Raw genomic sequence first — 19,243 nt, forward strand, 5'->3', positions numbered from 1 at the left:
CATTCCATTGCCGCGGTGCGCTGACCGCGATAATCTGTCGAGCCTTCCGCCGCCCCTTGGCTGGGACGGGCCCCGCGTTACTCTTTCAACGTGACCAAGAACGCCACGATATCTTCGATCTGCTGGGCGTCCAACAGAGGTGGCAGCGGCTCAGACCCGGCCTTGCCGGTGAAACCGTCGCCGGGGCGGATGTACCCGCTCGTCTTATAGTAGGACGGCATCATCGAGCCCTCAAAGGTCATCTTGCTGTTGGCGACGATGCCGCGCAGCTCTGCCTCGGTCCAGCGGTCGCCCGCCCCGTCAAGCATCGGGCCGATCTCACCTTGGAAAGGCACATCGCTGAGCGCGCCGATCTGATGGCAGGCCACGCAGTTGCCCGCCTTTTTGTTGCCGACGATGGCGGCACCGCTGGCGGCGTCTCCGGCCGTGCCGGTCAAGGATTGTTCAACCGAACCATAGTCATCATAGGTCACGTCGGCAGGTGCCACGGTTTCAGCGGCGGCCAGAACGGGCGCGCCCGACACAATTGCGGCGGCGATCCATCTCATCATCGAAAACTTCCTCCCAGTGCCGATCACGGTGATGTGTGATCCGGTTTACCTGACCCTAAGACAGGGATGCGGCGCGGCGCAACAACAAATTCAAACTTTTGAATAGCTTTACCCGCGCAGCGCCGCTTTTCATCGGTCAATCCGTGCTGCCATTGTTGCGCTCTTGGATCATCCGCGCATGATAGCGTTGGAAATCCTCTGCCCCCTCAAGGGCGTAGCGTTCCTCATTGACCCACGTCAGCATATCCAGCGTCGTGCCCTTGCCAAATGCGCCCGGCATCACTGCCACCGCGGCTTGCGGCGCTGTCGCGCCTTCGGCCACCTCAGGCGGGAGGAACATCATCGTCGGGGTAAAGAGAATCCCCCATTTCCGCGCCATCTGCTTTTCCGAGAGGGTCTCGCCATCGAAATCGGTCACTTCGATATCGCCATGCAAGTTTAGCTGCACAACGAAGTAGTTTTCTTCGATGTAATCGGCGATCTCAGCGGCGGGAAAGACTTCCTCATGCATTTTGGTGCAGTAGATACAGCCGCGCTGCTCGAACATCAGCATCAAGCGCTTGTCCTCGGCCCCGGCCTCCTCCAGATCCTCGCGCAGGTCTTTGAAGGTGTCGCGCATCCATGCCGTCTTGTGCAGCCCGTCGTCGCCCAGTTCCGCCGCGGCCAATGGCCATGCCAGCACCGCTGCCGCCACTGCGGCCCCTATCCTTGAGATAATCATCTTGGCGTCCTCCTCCTTGTTGCGGTTACCCTAACGTCGTGAAGCTGGGGAACCAACGGATCATCGCATCCGCGATCAATTGCACCCCGCCCGTCACGATCAGCACGGCAAAGAGGATCAGCATGACCCCCATCGCCTTTTCCACCTTTTGCACCAGCGCCATATGCCGCGCGGCCCAGTTGAGAAACGGCTTTGCAAACAGCGCCGCGACCACGAAGGGCGCGGTCATCCCCGCGCCATAGGCCGCCAACAGCAGCCCACCCCGCGTGATGTCACCCATGCCCGAGGCAATCATCAAGATCGCCGCCAGCGCCGGGCCCACACAGGGCGTCCAGCCAAAGCCAAAGGCCAACCCCATCACATAGGCACCCCAGATCGACGTGGGCTTGCCGCCCCCCTCTAACCGCGCTTCGCGGTAGAGCAGCGGCACTTTGATGACGCCCAGAAAATGCAGACCAAAGACCAACAAGATCGCCGCCGCCACCCAGCTCAGCGGCTCAAGGTATTGCGTAAACACTTGCCCCAAGGCCGTGGCCCCCATGCCCAAGAGCACAAAGATCGTCGAGACCCCAAGCGCAAAGAGCACCGAAGACAGCACCAACCGCCGCTGCGCCCCCGGCGCAATCGCGCCATCGCCGCGCAACTCGGTCACGCTGAGCCCCGCCATATAGCTGAGGTAGAACGGCACCATAGGCAGAATGCAGGGCGTAAAGAAGCTGAGCAGCCCCGCCAGAAGCGCACCTGCATAGGTGATGTCGAACATGTTACCCCCTGCCCGCGCCGACGAAATCCGCCGCGCTTGAACAATTCACATATTCAAATTACGTTGAGTGTTGTCCAAACGTCAATCAGGCAAGCCAATGATCCGCACACTGACCGCCCTGAGCCTCGCGGCCTTTACCGCCCTGCCCGTTTGGGCGGTGGAACTGGTCATGGTCGAACAGCCCGGCTGCATCTATTGCGAACGCTGGGACAAAGAGATCGCCCCCGCCTATCCCAAAACCGCCGAAGGGGAGTTTGCCCCGCTGCGCCGCGTCGATATCTCTGTCGTCGAAGACAGCGTCACCCCCCAGCGCGCGGTGGTATTTACGCCGACCTTCCTGCTGGTTGAAGATGACACCGAACTGGGCCGGCTCGAAGGCTACCCCGGCGCGGAATTTTTCTGGCCCATGCTGAACATGCTATTGCGCGACAAGACCGAATTCGAGGAACCAACCGAATGACAGCCCTGCCCGTGATGACACCCGACATGTCCGAAGAGGACATGGACCGCATGCTGACCAATGCCGTGACCGCATCGAATTTCCTCAAGGCGATCAGCCATGAGGGGCGGTTGATGATCCTGTGTCACCTTGTTTCGGGTGAGAAATCGGTGAGCGAGTTGGAAGCCCTGCTCTCGACCCGGCAGGCGGCGGTATCGCAGCAACTCTCGCGGCTCAGGCTCGAAGGTTTGGTGACACCGCGGCGCGACGGTAAAACGATATACTACCGACTTGCCGATGATCGGCCCCGCAAAATGCTGGAACTGGTCTACGAATTATTCTGCAAGGATGATTGAACTTCTGGGCCAGCCGCTGACCGCCGCCGTCTTGGGTGGATTGGGCGGCGTATTGCTGGGCCTTGCCGCACGATTGGGGCGGTTCTGTACAATGGGCGCCATCGAAGACCTGCTCTATGGTGGCTCCAGCCACCGGATGCGCATGTGGGGCTTGGCCATCGGCGTGGCGATGCTGGGCAGTTTCACCCTCGGCGGTCTTGGCCTGATCAACATCGACCGCGCCTTTCACCTGACCATCGCTTTTTCTTGGGCGCCTGCGATTTTCGGCGGACTGATTTTCGGCTACGGCATGGCGCTGGCAGGCACCTGCGGCTTTGGCGCATTGGCGCGGCTTGGCGGTGGTGATCTGCGGGCCTTCGTCATTGTCTTGGTCATGGGGCTGGCGGCCTTTGCTGTGCTCTCCGGCCCCCTTGCCCCGGCGCGTGCGTTTCTCTTCCCCCGGCAGTTAAACGCAGGCCCGCCCGATGGCATTGCCCATACGCTTTCTGCGCTCACGGGCGGGTCGGTGCCAATGATCGGTGTGGCTCTGGGCCTCGTGATCTGCGCCCTCATGCTGAGCGCCCGCAGCTTTCGCCGTGATTTCCGTATGGTCTTTTGGGGCATAATCGCCGGTCTCGCCATCGTCTCAGGCTGGGCGGGCACGGCGTGGCTGGCGCAAACCGGCTTTGGCGCACAGACGCTCATGTCTCACAGCTATGCCGCCCCCGTGGGAGAGACACTGCTCTACGCCATGCAAGGCTCTGTCCGCCCTCTGAGCTTTGGCATTGGCTCCGTCTCGGGCGTTTGGGTCGGCGCTTTCCTCGGCTCTCTCTGGCAAGGGCATTTTCGCTGGGAGGCCTGCGAAGACCCGCGCGAGCTGCGGCGCCAGATATTCGGCGCGGGGCTTATGGGCGCTGGCGCGGTGATCGCCATGGGCTGCACCATCGGGCAAGGCATCTCCGCCATATCGGTCTTGGCTTTCAGCGGACCTGTTACCTTGGCGTCGATCTTTGCCGGGGCTGCGATTGGTCTGCGTCAACTCATCGTCGGATTTCGCAACAACCCGATCTAGCGCGTCATAAAACCGTGACAGTCATCGTGCAGATGGGGGCCAGCTAAGTCACCAAAGGAAGCATGATGACCCGCCGCGACATTCTCAACGACCCCGCCATTGGCAACAAAGCCGAAGCCTTTGAAGCTTTCGACGACATCCCCACGAATGCGAACCTCTCGCGCACCATCGGCGATGTGATCAACGCCCGCTATGGCCGTCGCGACATCCTGCGCGGCATGCTTGGGGTTTCCGCCACCACAGCACTTTTCGGCACCGCTGCCGCCATCGCCCCGTCCAAGGCCAATGCCGCCACCAGCCGCTATGTCTTTGATGAACTGGCGTGGGGCAATGATGAAACCCACCACGTCGCCCCCGGCTATGACGCACAGATCCTGCTGCGATGGGGCGATCCGATCACCGCAGACGCGCCCGAATTCGACGTGATGAACCAAACCGCCGCCGCGCAGCTACAACAATTCGGCTACAACAACGACTACGTGGGCTTTGTGCCCCTAAACGAAGACGGCAGCCGTGGCCTCCTGTGCGTGAACCATGAATACACCAACGAAGAGGTCATGTTCCCCGGCCTTGGCCGTCAGGACAAAGTCGACTTCAAAGGCATGACGCCTGAGTTGATCGACATTGAGATGGCCGCCCACGGCGGCTCGGTCGTCGAGATCGCCCGCGATGAGGTAGGCAAGTGGCAGGTGGTGCGTGATGGCAAGATGAACCGTCGTATCACCCCGCTCGACACCGCGATGACGCTGAGCGGCCCTGCCGCCGGTCACACGCGGCTGAAAACCAACGACGACCCCAGCGGCACCCAGGTCATCGGCACACTCAATAACTGCGCGGGCGGGCTGACCCCTTGGGGCACATGGCTTATGGCCGAAGAGAACTTCCACGGCTATTTCTGGACCGACAAGCTGGATGCCGATGGCCATCCCGACATCACCGGTGCCCCGGAAGAGAAATCTTGGGACCGCTACGGCGTGCCGGGCATGTGGTACGCTTGGGGCCAAAAGCACGACCGCTTCAACGTGGATGCCGAACCCAACATGCCCAACAAATTCGGCTGGGTTGTCGAGGTCGACCCAATGGACCCGACCTCAACCCCCGTCAAACGCACCGCTCTGGGCCGTTTCCGCCACGAAGGTGCCGAGACCACGGTCAGCAAAGATGGCAAGCTGGTGGTCTATATGGGCGACGACAACCGCTTTGACTATCAGTACAAATACGTCTCCGAAGGCACCGTTTCCGATGATCCGGCGGCCAATGGCGCTCTGCTGGACGAGGGCACCCTCTATGTCGCGCGCTTTGAGGAGGATGGCACGATCAATTGGCTGCCGCTGGTGCATGGCGCCGGCCCGCTGACCGCCGAAAACGGCTTCAACGATCAAGGCGACGTGATGATCGACACACGCATCGCTGCCGACCTGCTGGGTGCCACCCCCATGGACCGCCCCGAAGACGCGCAGCCGCGCGGCGATGGCACGGCCTATATCCTGCTGACCAACAACACCAAGCGCAAGGAAGGCGACACCAACGCCGCAAACCCGCGCCCCGAGAGCAGCTTTGGCCATATCATCGAGATCAAGGAAGAAAACGCCGACCACGCCGCCACCAGCGGCACTTGGTCGATCCTCGTGCAATGCGGTGACCCAAAGGTTGCCGAGGTCGGCGCGCAGTGGAACCCCGAAACGTCCGAAAACGGCTGGTTCGGCAGCCCCGACAACGCCGCGATGGACGCCGACGGGCGGCTCTGGATCAGCACCGATCAGGGCAGCAGCTGGGGCAAGACAGGCAAATCCGACGGGCTTTACGCGCTAGAGACCGAAGGCGAGGCGCGCGGCACCTCAAAGCTCTTCTTCCGCTGCCCCGTGGGCGGTGAGATGTGCGGCCCCTACTTCACCGAGGATGGCGAGACGCTTTTCGTCGCGGTGCAACACCCCGGTACGGACGGGACCAAGGACATCCCCGGTTTCGAGCGGGAAAGCACCTTCGAAGACCCAGCCACCCGCTGGCCCGACTTCGACCCCAAGATGCCTCCGCGCCCGGCGGTGGTTGTCATCACCAAAGAAGGCGGCGGTAAAATCGCCGTCTGATCAGAATTCTATAAAAGTTATTTTAGCATGTAAGATGTGGTGCAGCTTCCCCGGCTGCACCACTTTTTCGTTTCGGCGCCAAGATCAATCCGACAGGCAAGCGGCCATGTTCTCTGCCATGCCGCGCAGCAGATCGGCATAGAGCGCTGCGCCCGGTTCCAGATCAGCCCCCAGCGGGTCGAGCGTGCCGGTCCCGGTGCCCTGCCCTTCGGTCACGGCGGCGATCAGGCCGGGGTTGAACTGCGGCTCGGCAAAGACGCATTTCGCGCCGCTTTCGGCCACCAAGTCGCGCAGTTCAGAAACCCGTGCCGCGCCGGGCGCGCGGGCGTCATTCTCGCTGATGGCGCCGCGTGCTTCGATGTCAAAACGCGCTTCGAAATAGTGGTAGGCATCATGGAAAACGATGAAGGGGCGGCTTTTAACCGGGGCGAGGGTCTTGGCGATGTCCTCTTCCAAGGCGGCAAGCTCGGCCTGCGCTGCGGCGGCGTTCTCACGGTACTGTGCGGCGTTGTCGGGGTCTAGCTCGGCCAACGCCTCGGCGATCTGGCCCAGCCAAAGCTGACCGTTCTGCGGATCAAGCCAGACATGCGGGTCGACGCCGCTATGCGCATGAGCCTCATCATGCCCGTGATCGTCATGGTCTTCGTCAGGCGCTGGCGCGTCATGTCCTGCGTCGTCCTGCCCTGCGTGACCGTGCGCGTCGTGGTCATGCTGCTCATGGTCATGCCCTTCGTGATCATGCTCCTCATGCGCCTCGTCACCATGCGCGTCGTGACCATGCGCTTCGTGATCATCCCCCTTTTCGGCATGCTCCTCCGCCCCGTGGTCTTCATCTCCCTCATCGCCGTGATCATGGGCTTCGAATGTCGCCCCCTCACGGAACGCCAAGACGCGGGTGCCCGGCTGCTCCAGCAAGGCCAGATGGCTCGCGCTGCTGGCCAGAGATTCCAGCGGATCGGCCAGCCAAGGGGTCAGCAACGGGCCGACCCAGACGACCAAGTCCGCCCCGCTCAGCGCCCGCGCCTCGGAAGGGCGCATCGCATAGCCATGTGGCGAACTGCGCGGCGGCACGATGAGGTCGGGCGTGCCAACCCCTTCCATCACCTGAGACACCAGCGCGTGAACCGGGGCGATATCCGTGGCGACTGCGGGCACATCCGCCCAAAGCGGCGATGCGGCAGAGGCAAGAATGGCAGCGGGGAGCGTGAAACGATACATGGCAGACCTTCAAAATGTTATAGTATCACCTTGCTAACACCGCTGTTATAACATATCAATACCCAAACGAATTGAGGTCCCCCATGAGCGCCATCGAATTCCGCGATCACGACCATGCCGCCTGTATGCGCAGCACCATGCAGGCCGCCGAAGCACAATGCGCCGCGCGCGGGCTGCGGCTGACGCCGGTGCGCCGCCGCGCGCTTGAAATTTTGCTGTCAGAGCACCGCGCTTTGGGCGCCTATGACCTCTTGGCCCACCTCTCGGCCGAAGGCTTGGGCGCGCAGCCCCCCGTGGCCTATCGCGCCTTGGATTTTCTGGTCAAAGCCGGGCTGGCCCATAAGATCGAAGCGCTCAACGCCTATGTGGGCTGCGTACATCCGGGCGAAGACCACGCGCCCGCCTTTCTGATCTGCCGCAGTTGCCGGTCGGTGGCAGAGGCCGAAACCTCCCCCACCAAAAGCCGCCTTGGCGATGCCGCCCGGGCCGCAGGCTTCCGCATCGAGCGCAGCGTGGTCGAGGCCGAGGGCCTTTGCCCCGCCTGTCAGGAGACCGGCGCATGAGCCTGATTGAGACCCGTGGCCTGACCCTGCGCCACGACGGGCAAACCGCCCTGCGCGATGTGAACTTCAACATCGAACCGGGGGAGATCGTCACCATCGTCGGCCCCAACGGATCGGGCAAATCCAGCCTGCTGCGGGCGCTGATCGGGGCACTGAAACCGGCGGCGGGCAAAGTCACCCGCAAGGCGGGGCTGCGCATCGGCTATGTGCCGCAGAAGTTGCAGATCGATGCCACCCTGCCGCTGACCGTGCGCCGTTTCGTCAACCTGCCGCGCCGCCAAAAGCCCGAGGCGATCCGCGATGCCCTTGCCACCGCTGGCGTGCCGGAATTGGCCGAACGGCAGATGGTCGATCTTTCCGGCGGGCAGTTCCAGCGCGTCTTGCTGGCCCGTGCGCTGCTGGAAAAACCTGACCTGCTGATCCTCGATGAGGCGACCCAAGGGCTGGATCAACCCGGCTCTGCCGCCTTTTACCGCCAAATCGAAGCGGTGCGCCAAGATTTGGGCTGTGCCGTGCTGATGGTCAGCCATGATCTACACGTCGTCATGGCCGCCAGTGACCGGGTGCTCTGTCTCAATGGCCATGTCTGCTGCGAAGGCACGCCCGAAACCGTGGCCGACGCGCCTGAATACCGCGCGCTCTTTGGCAGCGGCACCCAAGGGGCGCTGGCGCTTTACCGCCATGATCACGACCATCACCACCACCATCACACCCACCACCACGGCGACGCATGTGATGGGCACCACAAAGAGACCGAGAATGCTTGACGATTTTATTCTGCGCGCAGCGCTTGCCGGGCTTGGCGTGGCGCTGGCCGCCGCGCCCTTGGGCTGTTTCGTGATCTGGCGGCGCATGGCCTATTTCGGCGATGCCACCAGCCACGCGGCCTTGCTGGGCGTGGCCTTGGCGCTGGCGACCGATCTGCCGATCACCGCAGGCGTGCTTTTGGTGGCGCTGGTGATGGCGCTGGTGATCAGCACGCTCTCGGGTCGCAATGTCAGCGCCGATGCGCTTTTGGGCGTCATGGCCCATTCCGCGCTGGCGCTTGGGTTGGTGGCCGTGTCCCTGCTGCCGGGGCAGCGGGTTGATCTGTCGTCTTACCTTTTTGGGGAAATCCTCGCCGTCACCCGATTTGACCTTGCCGTCATTTGGGGCGGTGCGCTGGCCGTGGCGCTGCTGTTGGCGTGGCGCTGGTCGGCGCTGCTGGCCGCCACGCTGAACCCCGATCTTGCCCAAGCCTCTGGCGGGAACCCGAAACGCGAGCAATTGATCCTGACATTGGCACTGGCGATCATGGTCGCCGTGGCGATCAAGGTCGTGGGCGCCCTGCTCATCGCCGCCATGCTGATCATCCCCGCCGCCACCGCGCGCCCCTTTGCCCGCACGCCTGAGACTATGGCGATTTGGGCGATGGTACTAGGCGCTCTGGCGGCGTTGGGCGGGCTGATGGCATCACTGGAATTCGACACGCCGACAGGGCCCAGCATCGTCAGCATCGCCGCAGGTCTCTTTGCGCTCTCCTCGGCCTTTTCGGCGGCGCTTCCGGCGTTGCGCCGCCGGGGCTGACCCCGGCGGCGGGATCGCTTAGCGCGAGATCACCGCATCGGCTTCGATCTCAAGTTTGGCGTCATCCTCGACCAATCCGGCGACGACCACCATCGCCATGGCCGGGAAATGCTTGCCCATGACCTCACGATAGGCACGGCCCACGTCCTTTTGCGCGGCAAGATATTCTTTCTTATCCGTCACATACCACGTCAGACGGGTGATGTCTTCGGGCGTGCCGCCAGCGGCTTCGACCACCTCGCGGATGTTTTGCAACGCCTGTTTCATCTGGCCGATAAAGTCATGGCATTCGAACTTCTGATCGGCGGTCCAGCCGATCTGACCGCCGACGAACAGGTGACCATCCGCGCTCAGCACGCCGTTTGCATAGCCCTTCGCGGGGGCCCAGCCCTTGGGCTGAATGATTTGATGCGACATGTCGTGTTCCTTTTTGTTAACAGTCACACGCCGAGAAATTGATCGGCGATTTGGGAATCGAGCGCGGGCATCGGGCCAGACCAGACCGAGCGGCCACGTTCGAGAATGACGGCGTGATCGGCCACGCGGCGCAGCTCGGCGAGGGATTTGTCCACCACCAAAAGCGCCAGCCCGCTGTCGCGTTTAAGCTGCGCCACAGCGGCCCAGATTTCTTGGCGCACCACGGGGGCCAAGCCCTCGGTCGCTTCATCCAGCAGCAGCAATTTCGGGTTGGTCATCAACGCACGGCCAATCGCCAGCATCTGCTGCTCCCCGCCCGAAAGCGAGCCTGCCGCCTGATCGCGCCGCTCCCCCAGCCGTGGGAAAAGCGCCGTGACCCGCGCCTCGTCCCATGCACCGGGGCGAGCGGCGGCGATGAGGTTTTCGTGCACCGTCAGCGGCGCGAAACAGCGCCGACCCTCGGGCACCAGACCCACCCCGGCCTGCGCGGCCCGGAAACTGGGCAGGCCCGCGATGTCGCGCCCGTCAAAGCGCAGCCCACCGCCATCGTGTTTCAGCATCCGGCAGATCACCTTGATGGTCGAGGATTTGCCCATCCCGTTGCGCCCCATCAGCGCGCAGACCTCGCCCGCCTCCAGCGACAGATCGACGCCAAAAAGCGCCTGCGTCGGCCCGTAGGAGGCGGTGATGTCGTTCAACTCCAGCAAGCTCATGCTGCGTCCTCCTCGCCCAGATAGGCCACCCGGACCTGCGGATCGGCCTTGATCTCGGCCGCCGTGCCGCTGGCGATGATCTGGCCATAGACCAGCACCGAAATGCGGTCCGCCAGTGCGAAAACCGCGTCCATGTCATGTTCCACCAGCAGGATCGGCGCCTCGCGGCGCAGCCCGTCGAGAAAGCCTGTCATCTCCTTAGAGCCGCTGGCCCCGAGCCCCGCCATCGGTTCATCCATCAGAAACACCTTGGGCCGTAGGGTCAGCGCCACGGCGACCTCAAGCTGGCGACGTTGCCCATGCGACAGGTCCGCGGTGCGCTTGGCCGCGTGATCCGCAAGCCCTACCAACTCCAAGGCGCGCATCGCCTCTTCCCGCAACTTCTGCTGCCGCATCACTGGCGCGAAAAAGCGCATCACCCGGCCCGATTGGCCAAGCGCGCCCAGCACCGCGTTTTGCAGCACCGTGTATTCCATCGCCAGCGACGAAATCTGGAACGTTCGCCCCAGCCCCGCCCGCGCCCGCTGCACGGTGGTCATCGGTGTCACGTCCTGCCCGGCAAAATGGACCGACCCGCTGTCCGAGCGCAGCCCGCCCGCAATCTGCTTGATCAGCGTCGACTTGCCCGCCCCGTTGGGGCCGATAAGCGCGTGGATTTCGCCCGTCCGCAGGGTGAGGGAGACATCATCAGTCGCCTTCAACGCGCCAAAGCTTTTGTGCAGGTTGCGCACGTCCAACAGCACATCTGTCATCCCTTCAGTCATGGGCCACCTCCCGTCCGGCAACGAGGCCAATCATGCCGCCGCGCGCAAAGAGCACCACCAGCAACAGCAACAGCCCCAGATAGATGTGCCAGAACTCCGATAGCCCGCCCAAGACATGCTCAAGCAAGATGAACAGCGCCGCCCCGGCCACCGGGCCAAAGAGCCGCCCAACCCCGCCAAGGATCACGAAGATCATGATCTCACCAGAGGTCTGCCACGAGAACATCGTCGGGCTGACGAAACGGTTGAGATCGGCAAAAAGCGCGCCCGCCAGCCCCGTCACCGCCCCCGAGATGACAAAGGCCACCAGCCGCAGCCGGAAGGGCGCGAGGCCCACGGCTTCGACCCGCTCGGCGTTCTGCCGCGCCGCCGACAGCGCAAGGCCGAAAGGAGCCCGCGCCAGACGCCCTGCAAACAGCAGCACCAGCGCCAGCACCGCAAAGGTGATGGCAAAGAAAGTCAGCGGATCAAGCGTGTTCAGCCCCGGAAAGCCGTTGCGCACATAGATCGACAGCCCGTCCTCGCCGCCATAGGCGGGCCATGAGATCGAAAAGTAGAACAGCATTTGCCCGAAGGCGAGCGTGACCATGATGAAATAGACGCCCGAGGTGCGCAAAGACAGCGCCCCGATCAGCAGCGCAGCAAGGCCAGAGACCACAATCGCCACCAGCCAGATCACCGGCATCGACTTGGTGCCTTCGATCAGAAATGGGCTCTCCATGATCGGTGTGTAGCTCTGCGCATGGGCGGCGAGAATGCCCATGGCATAGCCGCCGATCCCAAAGAATGCTGCATGACCAAAGCTCACCAGCCCGCCGAGGCCGAGCGCGATGTTCAGCCCCACGCCCGCAAGGGCGAGGATCGCCGCCTTGGTGGCCAGCGTGATGATGAATGGCTCGTCCAACGCGAAAGCCGCCAGCGCCGTGACCGGCAGGAGCAGGAAGAGAAAGAGGTTTACGAGTTTTTCGCGCATCATGGCTCAGGCCTCCCCAAAGAGGCCGGTGGGTTTGAACAGCAAGACCCCCGCCATCAGAATGTAAATCGACATGGAGGCGAGCGAGGAGCCGACGGACGTGGCCGCCGAGGCCTCCATGAAATTCGCAAAAAAGAGCGGCAGCAGGACAGAGCCAAGCGTGTCCGTCAGCCCCACCAGCAGCGCCCCGATCAGCGCGCCCTTGATCGAGCCGATGCCGCCGATAACGATCACCACAAAGGCAAGGATCAGCACCGGCTCCCCCATGCCCACCTGCACCGACTGGATCGCGCCCACCAGCGCACCGGCGAGACCCGCAAGGGCGGCCCCAAGGGCGAAGATCAGCGTGTAGAGTTTGGCGATATCGACGCCAAGCGCCCCGATCATTTCGCGGTCAGCCTCACCTGCGCGGATCTGGATGCCGATGCGCGTGCGGGCGATCAGCAGGAACAGACCTGCAGCAATCACCAGCCCGACGCCGATGATGACAAGGCGGTAGAGCGGATACTGGATGCCCCCCGGCAGGGTCACCGGGCCGGACAGGGCCGCCGGAATGTCGAGAAACAGCGGGAAGGAGCCAAAGAGAAACCGTGTGCCTTCTGAGAAAATCAGGATCAGCGCAAAGGTCGCCAGCACTTGGTCAAGGTGGTCGCGGTCATAGAGCCTGCGGATCACCGTCATCTCGATCAAGCAGCCCGCCAGCGCCGCCGCGGCCAAGGCCGCCACCAGCGCCAAGAGAAACGACCCCGTCGCCGCCGCAACCGCCGCGGCGGCAAAGGCACCGACCATGTAGAGCGAACCATGGGCGAGGTTAATGAGCCCCATGACCCCGAAGATCAGCGTGAGCCCCGCGGCCATCAAAAACAGCATGACCCCGGATTGGACTCCGTTCAGCACCTGTTCAATCAGCAGGATGAGTGACATTTGGCAAAGCCTCCCGGCGCGCCGGACGCGAGGACCGGCGTGAAAGCGTTGATACGTCGGCCCCGGCGCGCCAATTCAGCGCCCGGGGCCGCGCGGGATTACATTTTGCAGTCAGCCGCGTAGGCATCCGCGTGATCGGTCAACGAGGGGCCGATCAGCTTGTTGGTATAGACATCACCCTCTTTGACCACTTCGCGCACGTAGTAGTCTTGGATCGGGTGGTTGTTGTTACCAAACGAGAATTTGCCCCGCACGCTGTCGAAATCAGCCTCTTTCAGCGCCGCGCCAAAGGCTTCGGCATCCGACACATCCGCCTTCTCCATCGCGCTTAGCAGCAGGTTCGCGGTGTCATAGCCTTGGCTGGCGTAGAGCGACGGCAGACGGTCGTAATCTTCTTGAAAGGCTTCGACGAAGGTCTTGTTGGCTTCGTTATCGAGATCCTTGTTCCATTGGCTGGTGTTCTTGATCCCAAGAGCGGCCTCCCCCACGGCCTGCAAGATGCCTTGGTCAAAGCTGAAGGCCGGGCCGACAACAGGCAGATCCACGCCCGAGTTGGCATATTGCTTGAGGAAGGAAATCCCCATTCCGCCGGGCAAGAAGAAGAACACGCTGTCAGCGCCCGAGGCACGGATCTGCGCGATCTCGGCGGCATAGTCGGTTTGGCCCAGATCAGTATAGATCTCGCCCGCCGCTGCGCCATCATAGGTCCGTTTGTAGCCTGTCAGCGCGTCCTTGCCCGCAGGATAGTTCGGCGCCAGCATAAATGTGTTTTCATAGCCCGTGTCATTGGCATAAGCGCCCGCCGCTTCGTGCAGGTTGTCGTTCTGCCATGCCACGTTGAAGTAAAGCGGGTTGCAACCCTTGCCCGCCAGCGCCGAAGGGCCCGCGTTGGGTGAGAGGTAGAATTTGCCCTGCGCGGTCGCCGCGGGCACCACGGCCATGGCGAGGTTGGACCAGATGATGCCGGTCATCACGTCGACCTTCTCGGACTGGATCATCTTGTCGGCCAGTTGCACTGCAATCTCGGGCTTGCGCTGGTCGTCTTCGACCACGACCTCAAGGTTCTCGTTCCCGGCCATCTTTGTGGCCAGCATAAAGCCATCGCGCACGTCGATGCCAAGGCCCGCGCCGCCGCCCGAGAGGGTGGTGATCATGCCGACCTTCACCTTTCCCTCTTCGGCCCATGCGCCGCCTGCCGCCAGTGCCGCGACCGAGGCCGCCATCACAAGTGATTTCATCTTCATTTCAGTCTCCCTTGGTTGGTTTGGGCCTCTTTACCGGGCCCGTTCAATTGGGTCGTCTTGCCAGCTTAGCGCCTGCGCCTGATGCTGTCAGGTCACCCGCGCGCGGGTCTTGTATTTTTCGTTATCCCAGAGACGGTTCTCCATCACATCGCGGATAATCGCGACCGCTTTGGAGACATCTTCGGCGTCGATATAAAGCGGCGTGAAGCCAAAACGCATGATGTCAGGCGCGCGGAAATCGCCGATCACGCCGCGGTCGATCACGGCCTGCATCGCGGCATAGCCTTCGTCAAAGCGGAACGACACCTGACTGCCCCGCTCGGCGCTGTTGCGCGGGCTGGCCAGGGTCAGCTGCGGCACGTCGCGCTCGATCTCTTTGATAAACTGCTCTTGCAGCGCGATAGAGGCCGCGCGCAGTTCTTGCATGTCCACATCCGCCCAAAGCTCCATCGCCACTTCAAGCGCGGTCAACTGGATCACCGGCGGGGTGCCGACGCGCATCCGCTCGATCCCCTGTCCGGGCTGGTAGCTCTGCTCAAAAGCGAATGGCTGGCGGTGCCCCAGCCAACCGGCCAGCGCAGGTTGCACTTCGTCGGCCAGATCGGGGCGGACGTAGATGAAGCCCGGCGCACCCGGCCCGCCGTTGAGATACTTGTAGGTACAGCCCACCGCGAACTCGCAGTTGCTGCCCGCAAGGTCCACCGGCAGCGCGCCCGCTGAATGGGCCAGATCCCAGATCATCACCGCGCCATTGGCATGGGCCAATTCGGTGATCGCCTTCATGTCGTGCTTGCGGCCAGTGCGGTAGTCGACCTCGGTCAGCATCACCGCGGCGATGTCCTCGCCGATGGCCCCCGTCACCTCTTCTGGCGCCACGGTGCGCAGCTCATAGCCCTGCTCCAAAAGCCCCACCAGCCCCTCGGCCATGTAGAGGTCCGACGGGAAGTTGCCGCTGTCCGACAGGATCACCTTGCGGTTCGGGCGCAGCTTCAGCGCCGAGGCCAGCGCCTGAAAAACCTTGATCGACAGGGTGTCGCCCATAACGACCGAACCTTCCGGCGCGCCAACGATCCCGGCCACCATATTGCCAACGCGGGCGGGCTGTTCCATCCAACCGGCTTGGTTCCAGCCTCGGATCAACATCTCACCCCATTCCGCAGTGATCGTCTCCTGCACCCGCGCGGCGGCGGCCTTGGGCAATGGCCCCAGCGAATTGCCGTCGAGGTAGATGACGCCCTCCGGTAGGATGAACTGATCTTTTTTCAAAACAGACACTTACAGTGCTCCTCTCACATGCCAAAGCTCAGGGAAAAGCTCCACCTCAAGCATTTTGCGCAGATAGGTCACCCCAGCGGTGCCCCCGGTGCCGCGCTTGAAACCAATGATACGTTCCACGGTGGTCACGTGGTTGAACCGCCAACGCCGGAAGTAGTCTTCGAGATCGACCAGTTTTTCCGCCAATTCGTAGAGTTCCCAATGAGTTGTCGGGTCTTCATAAACCTGTTTCCACAGGGCTTGAACCTCGGCCTTCGGCTGCCAAGCCTGCGGCTCGGGGCTGCCGGCAAGCGACGGCTCCCCCAGCCGTGTGCAAAGCAGATCAATCGCCACCTGATAGAGGCTCGGCTGCTGCATCTCCGCCACCAGCGCCGCATGGGGTTCGGGCGTGTGTTCATGCAGTTTGGTCAGCGCCGCGATCCGGTTGCCCAGCAGGTATTCGATCAGACGGTACTGGTAGGACTGAAACCCAGAAGAGGCACCAAGGTGCGGACGGAACTGGGTATATTCGCTCGGCGTCATGGTCCGCAACACGTCCCAAGCCGAATTAAGCTGCTCGAAGATACGTGCCACACGGGTCAACATCTTGAAACTCTGGCGCAATTCCCCTGCCTGAAGTGCCTTCCGGCAGGCGGTCAACTCATGGATCGCCAGCTTCATCCATAGCTCCGAAGTCTGGTGCTGGATGATAAAAAGCAGCCCGTCATGCGCCATGTCGAGCGGGTTCTCGGTGGTCAGGATTTGGTCCAGCCCAAGGTAATCGCCATAGGACTTGTCCTTGGCGAAATTCATCTTGGCGCCCTTGGAGGCTTCGTCGAAACTGCTCATGTATCCTCTCTCAGCGCGAAACGCTGGATCTTGCCGGTCGCGGTTTTGGGCAGTTCTTTGATGAAACGAATGTCGCGCGGGTATTTATAGGGTGCGATGGTCGCTTTAACATGATCCTGCAATAGCTTGATAGTATTGGCGTCTTCGGGCGTTCCGTCAACCAGAACCACATGCGCCTGCACGATAGAGCCGCGCGCGTCATCCGCGGCGGCCACCACCCCACATTCGCTGACACAAGGATGGCTCAACAGCGCCGCCTCGACCTCCGGCCCGGCGATATTGTAGCCAGAACTGATGATCATATCGTCGTTGCGGGCGGCGAAATGCAGATAGCCATCCTCGTCCATGGTGAAACTGTCGCCGGTGATGTTCCACCCGTCCTTGACATAATCCGCCTGCCGCTTGTCGCCCAAATAGCGGCAGCCGATTGGACCCCGCACGGCCAGACGGCCTACCTCGCCGCGCGGCACCTCGTTTCCGTCCGCATCAATCACCCGCGCCTCATAGCCCGTGACGGGCTTGCCGGTGCAAGCGGCGCGGTGGTCGTCGAAGCGGTTCGAGATGAAGATATGGAGCATTTCCGTCGCGCCGATGCCGTCAAGCATGGGTTTACCGGTCTTTTCCTGCCACTCGTGATAAACCGGTGCAGGCAGCGTCTCTCCGGCGGAAACGGCGGCACGCAGGCTGCTGAGGTCCGCGCCCTCTTCCATCGCCTGCAACATCGCGCGATAGGCGGTGGGCGCGGTGAAACAGACGGTGGCTTTGTACTTCTCGATGATCTCGATCATGTTGGGCGGGCTGGCGGTCTCCAAAAGCGTCGCGGCGGCCCCGAAGCGCAGCGGGAAAACCGCGAGGCCACCAAGGCCAAAGGTAAAGGCCAAGGGCGGCGAGCCGACGAAAACATCCCTTGGCGTGACGTTCAGCACTTCGCGCGCATAGCCATCTGCGATGATCAGAAGATCGCGATGAAAATGCATTGTTGCCTTAGGGTTACCGGTGGTTCCTGAGGTAAAACCCAAGAGCGCCACATCGTCCTGCGCGGTGTCCACCGGCTCGAACTGCACCGGTTTTTCCAGCGCCAACCGGTCCAACTCGGCGTCGTGGTTGCTGGTGCCGTCAAAACCCGCGACCGTTTTGAGGAATTTGGAGGTTTTGGCGCAGGCCGTCATCTCATCCATTAACCGCGTGTCGCAGAGCGCGTGGGTGATCTCGGCCTTGTCGACGATGGCCGCAAGCTCGCCCGCGCGCAGCATCGGCATGGTGTTGACCACAACCGCCCCCGCCTTGGTCGCCGCCAACCAGCAGGCCACCATCGCAGGATTGTTGGCCGAGCGGATCAACACCCGGTTGCCGGGTTTCACCCCCAAATCATCGACCAGCGCGGAAGCCAGACGGTTGGTCCAGTCAGCCAGTTCCTTATAGGTTCGACGCCGCCCGTTGCCGATCAGTGCGGTGTGGTCGCCAAACCCTTTTTCCACCATCTTGTCAGTGAGTTCGACGCCGACGTTCAGGCGAATGGGATAGTCGAAGCGGTCCAACAGCAAGTCCGGCCACTGGTCGAAGGGCGGCAGGTTTTCACGGGCGAAGGTGTCTTCATGTCCGGTCGGGTGCAGCTTCATGACATGGCTCCCAAAGTCTGGCGGGCGATGACAATACGTTGCACGTCCGACGCGCCCTCGTAAATGCGCAAGGCCCTGATTTCGCGGTAAAGTCGCTCCACTGCCTCGCCATTGCGCACGCCGTCGCCACCGTGCAATTGAACGGCCTTATCGATCACCTTTTGCGCCTGATCCGTGGCGAAAAGCTTGGCCATCGCCGCCTCGCGGGTGACGCGCGGCGCGCCGCTGTCTTTGGTCCAAGCGGCGCGGTAAACCAGCAAAGCGGCAGCATCGACGTCAAGCGCCATGTCCGCGATATGGCCCTGCACCAGTTGCAATTCGCTCAGCGGCGCGCCCTGTACCTGACGGCTGGTGACGCGCAAAAGCGCCTCGTCCAGCGCACGGCGGGCAAAGCCGAGGGCGGCGGCGGCGACGGTGGAGCGGAAGACATCCAGCACCGACATGGCAATGGCAAAGCCGCGCCCCGCCTCACCCAGAAGCGCCGAGCCGGGTAGTTTCACGCCATCGAAATGCAAGGTGGCCAGTGGATGCGGCGCCATAACCTCTAGCCGTTCCTCGACCCTAAGCCCCGGTGTGTCGGCGGGCACGATGAAGGCCGACAACCCCTTGGCGCCCGGTGCCTCTCCGGTGCGGGCGAAGACGGTGTAGACATCCGCGATGCCGCCGTTGGAAATCCACGTCTTGCGCCCGTCGAGCACATAGCCGTTGCCGTCTGACGTGGCTGTCATGGTGGAGTTTGCCACGTCTGAGCCGGACTGCGGCTCGGTTAGGGCAAAGGCCGAAATCGCCTGTCCCGAACGGGTCTTGGGGAGCCATTCGGCCTTTTGCTCATCACTCCCGAAAAGTGAGATCGCGCCGGTGCCAAGCCCTTGCATAGCAAAGGCAAAATCCGCCAACCCGTCATGGCGCGCCAGCGTTTCGCGGATCAGGCAAAGGCTGCGCACATCAAGCACCTCGTCCCCCTCCGCGCCGCTGTGGCGCAGCCAGCCGTCTTGGCCCATCATCGTCACCAGATCGCGGCAGGCCCCATCGGTGTCGCCGTGATCCACGTTCTTCAACTCGCGTGCCGCCCACTCGTCCAGAGCCAGCGCCAACTCCTTGTGCCGCGGCTCAAAAAAGGGCCAGTCGAGAAAACTTTTGTCAGCCATGGTTTACGCCTCCCCGCGTGTTT

At 62.6% G+C, this 19,243-nt stretch carries 21 protein-coding genes; 7 read left to right on the plus strand and 14 right to left on the minus strand.

Annotation, left to right across the window (positions count from 1 at the left end; genetic code table 11):
* Window positions 1-77: 77 nt before the first annotated feature.
* The 3 genes from soxX to R1T45_RS15380 form a co-directional block, all read right to left on the minus strand.
* Window positions 78-551: a sulfur oxidation c-type cytochrome SoxX gene (gene soxX / locus R1T45_RS15370; protein ID WP_386279657.1), complete on the minus strand. Its 474-nt coding sequence runs from the start codon at window positions 549-551 to the stop codon at window positions 78-80.
* A gap of 136 nt (window positions 552-687) precedes the next feature.
* Window positions 688-1,272 (minus strand): thioredoxin family protein, encoded by a 585-nt coding sequence (locus tag R1T45_RS15375; protein ID WP_120350844.1) that lies wholly within the window; start codon window positions 1,270-1,272, stop codon window positions 688-690.
* Between the two features lie 25 nt (window positions 1,273-1,297).
* Complete coding sequence (locus tag R1T45_RS15380; RefSeq protein WP_120350843.1) at window positions 1,298-2,035, minus strand: cytochrome c biogenesis CcdA family protein; 738 nt, start codon at window positions 2,033-2,035, stop codon at window positions 1,298-1,300.
* 97 nt (window positions 2,036-2,132) lie between these two features.
* On the opposite strand from R1T45_RS15380, the gene R1T45_RS15385 reads away from it, so the two are divergent.
* The 4 genes from R1T45_RS15385 (at window position 2,133) to R1T45_RS15400 (ending at window position 5,968) form a co-directional block, all read left to right on the plus strand.
* Window positions 2,133-2,495, plus strand: a complete 363-nt coding sequence (locus R1T45_RS15385; RefSeq protein ID WP_317389506.1) for a hypothetical protein — start codon at window positions 2,133-2,135, stop codon at window positions 2,493-2,495.
* Window positions 2,492-2,830, plus strand: coding sequence for an ArsR/SmtB family transcription factor (locus R1T45_RS15390; protein WP_067628371.1), 339 nt, complete (start codon window positions 2,492-2,494; stop codon window positions 2,828-2,830). The genes R1T45_RS15385 and R1T45_RS15390 overlap by 4 nt, the downstream gene beginning before the upstream one ends.
* Window positions 2,823-3,881 (plus strand): YeeE/YedE family protein, encoded by a 1,059-nt coding sequence (locus R1T45_RS15395; RefSeq protein ID WP_317389507.1) that lies wholly within the window; start codon window positions 2,823-2,825, stop codon window positions 3,879-3,881. Before R1T45_RS15390 ends, R1T45_RS15395 begins: the two co-directional genes overlap by 8 nt.
* A gap of 65 nt (window positions 3,882-3,946) precedes the next feature.
* Window positions 3,947-5,968, plus strand: a complete 2,022-nt coding sequence (locus tag R1T45_RS15400; protein WP_317389508.1) for a PhoX family phosphatase — start codon at window positions 3,947-3,949, stop codon at window positions 5,966-5,968.
* A gap of 84 nt (window positions 5,969-6,052) precedes the next feature.
* Here R1T45_RS15400 and R1T45_RS15405 read toward each other — a convergent pair whose 3' ends face one another.
* A complete protein-coding gene (locus R1T45_RS15405; protein WP_317389509.1) occupies window positions 6,053-7,186 on the minus strand; it encodes a zinc ABC transporter substrate-binding protein in 1,134 nt (377 codons plus the stop codon).
* Window positions 7,187-7,269: 83 nt separating this feature from the next.
* On the opposite strand from R1T45_RS15405, the gene R1T45_RS15410 reads away from it, so the two are divergent.
* From R1T45_RS15410 to R1T45_RS15420, 3 genes are read left to right on the plus strand one after another with little or no spacing between them, the layout of a single operon-like run.
* Window positions 7,270-7,749 carry a Fur family transcriptional regulator gene (locus tag R1T45_RS15410; protein ID WP_067628380.1) on the plus strand — a complete coding sequence of 160 codons (480 nt, stop codon included), beginning with the start codon at window positions 7,270-7,272 and terminating at the stop codon, window positions 7,747-7,749.
* Window positions 7,746-8,516: a metal ABC transporter ATP-binding protein gene (locus R1T45_RS15415; RefSeq protein WP_317389510.1), complete on the plus strand. Its 771-nt coding sequence runs from the start codon at window positions 7,746-7,748 to the stop codon at window positions 8,514-8,516. The genes R1T45_RS15410 and R1T45_RS15415 overlap by 4 nt, the downstream gene beginning before the upstream one ends.
* Window positions 8,509-9,315, plus strand: a complete 807-nt coding sequence (locus tag R1T45_RS15420) for a metal ABC transporter permease (RefSeq protein WP_317389511.1) — start codon at window positions 8,509-8,511, stop codon at window positions 9,313-9,315. Before R1T45_RS15415 ends, R1T45_RS15420 begins: the two co-directional genes overlap by 8 nt.
* A gap of 18 nt (window positions 9,316-9,333) precedes the next feature.
* On the opposite strand, the gene R1T45_RS15425 is transcribed toward R1T45_RS15420, so the two are convergent.
* The 10 genes from R1T45_RS15425 to R1T45_RS15470 form a co-directional block, all read right to left on the minus strand.
* Window positions 9,334-9,732 (minus strand): RidA family protein, encoded by a 399-nt coding sequence (locus tag R1T45_RS15425; protein ID WP_317389512.1) that lies wholly within the window; start codon window positions 9,730-9,732, stop codon window positions 9,334-9,336.
* 23 nt (window positions 9,733-9,755) lie between these two features.
* Complete coding sequence (locus R1T45_RS15430) at window positions 9,756-10,445, minus strand: ABC transporter ATP-binding protein (protein WP_067626269.1); 690 nt, start codon at window positions 10,443-10,445, stop codon at window positions 9,756-9,758.
* On the minus strand, window positions 10,442-11,197 hold the full coding sequence (locus tag R1T45_RS15435; RefSeq protein ID WP_120350835.1) for an ABC transporter ATP-binding protein: 756 nt from the start codon (window positions 11,195-11,197) through the stop codon (window positions 10,442-10,444). The genes R1T45_RS15430 and R1T45_RS15435 overlap by 4 nt, the downstream gene beginning before the upstream one ends.
* Before the next feature lie 4 nt (window positions 11,198-11,201).
* Window positions 11,202-12,185, minus strand: a complete 984-nt coding sequence (locus R1T45_RS15440; protein WP_317389513.1) for a branched-chain amino acid ABC transporter permease — start codon at window positions 12,183-12,185, stop codon at window positions 11,202-11,204.
* A 3-nt stretch (window positions 12,186-12,188) separates the two neighbouring features.
* Window positions 12,189-13,106 (minus strand): branched-chain amino acid ABC transporter permease, encoded by a 918-nt coding sequence (locus R1T45_RS15445; protein ID WP_132443585.1) that lies wholly within the window; start codon window positions 13,104-13,106, stop codon window positions 12,189-12,191.
* Between the two features lie 98 nt (window positions 13,107-13,204).
* Entirely contained in the window at window positions 13,205-14,350 is a 1,146-nt protein-coding gene (locus R1T45_RS15450; RefSeq protein WP_317389514.1) for an ABC transporter substrate-binding protein, read from the minus strand.
* Window positions 14,351-14,437: 87 nt separating this feature from the next.
* The gene (gene kynU, locus R1T45_RS15455) at window positions 14,438-15,625 is read right to left on the minus strand and encodes a kynureninase (RefSeq protein ID WP_317389515.1); all 1,188 of its coding nucleotides are present in this window, start codon (window positions 15,623-15,625) and stop codon (window positions 14,438-14,440) included.
* On the minus strand, window positions 15,626-16,453 hold the full coding sequence (locus R1T45_RS15460; RefSeq protein ID WP_120350831.1) for a tryptophan 2,3-dioxygenase: 828 nt from the start codon (window positions 16,451-16,453) through the stop codon (window positions 15,626-15,628).
* Window positions 16,450-18,072 (minus strand): AMP-binding protein, encoded by a 1,623-nt coding sequence (locus R1T45_RS15465; RefSeq protein ID WP_317389516.1) that lies wholly within the window; start codon window positions 18,070-18,072, stop codon window positions 16,450-16,452. Before R1T45_RS15465 ends, R1T45_RS15460 begins: the two co-directional genes overlap by 4 nt.
* Window positions 18,069-19,220, minus strand: a complete 1,152-nt coding sequence (locus R1T45_RS15470; protein ID WP_132443588.1) for an acyl-CoA dehydrogenase family protein — start codon at window positions 19,218-19,220, stop codon at window positions 18,069-18,071. The genes R1T45_RS15465 and R1T45_RS15470 overlap by 4 nt, the downstream gene beginning before the upstream one ends.
* Window positions 19,221-19,243: the final 23 nt, after the last annotated feature.

Origin of the sequence: Sulfitobacter sp. LC.270.F.C4, from assembly GCF_032922545.1 — a bacterium.
GTDB classification, from domain to species: domain Bacteria; phylum Pseudomonadota; class Alphaproteobacteria; order Rhodobacterales; family Rhodobacteraceae; genus Sulfitobacter; species Sulfitobacter profundi.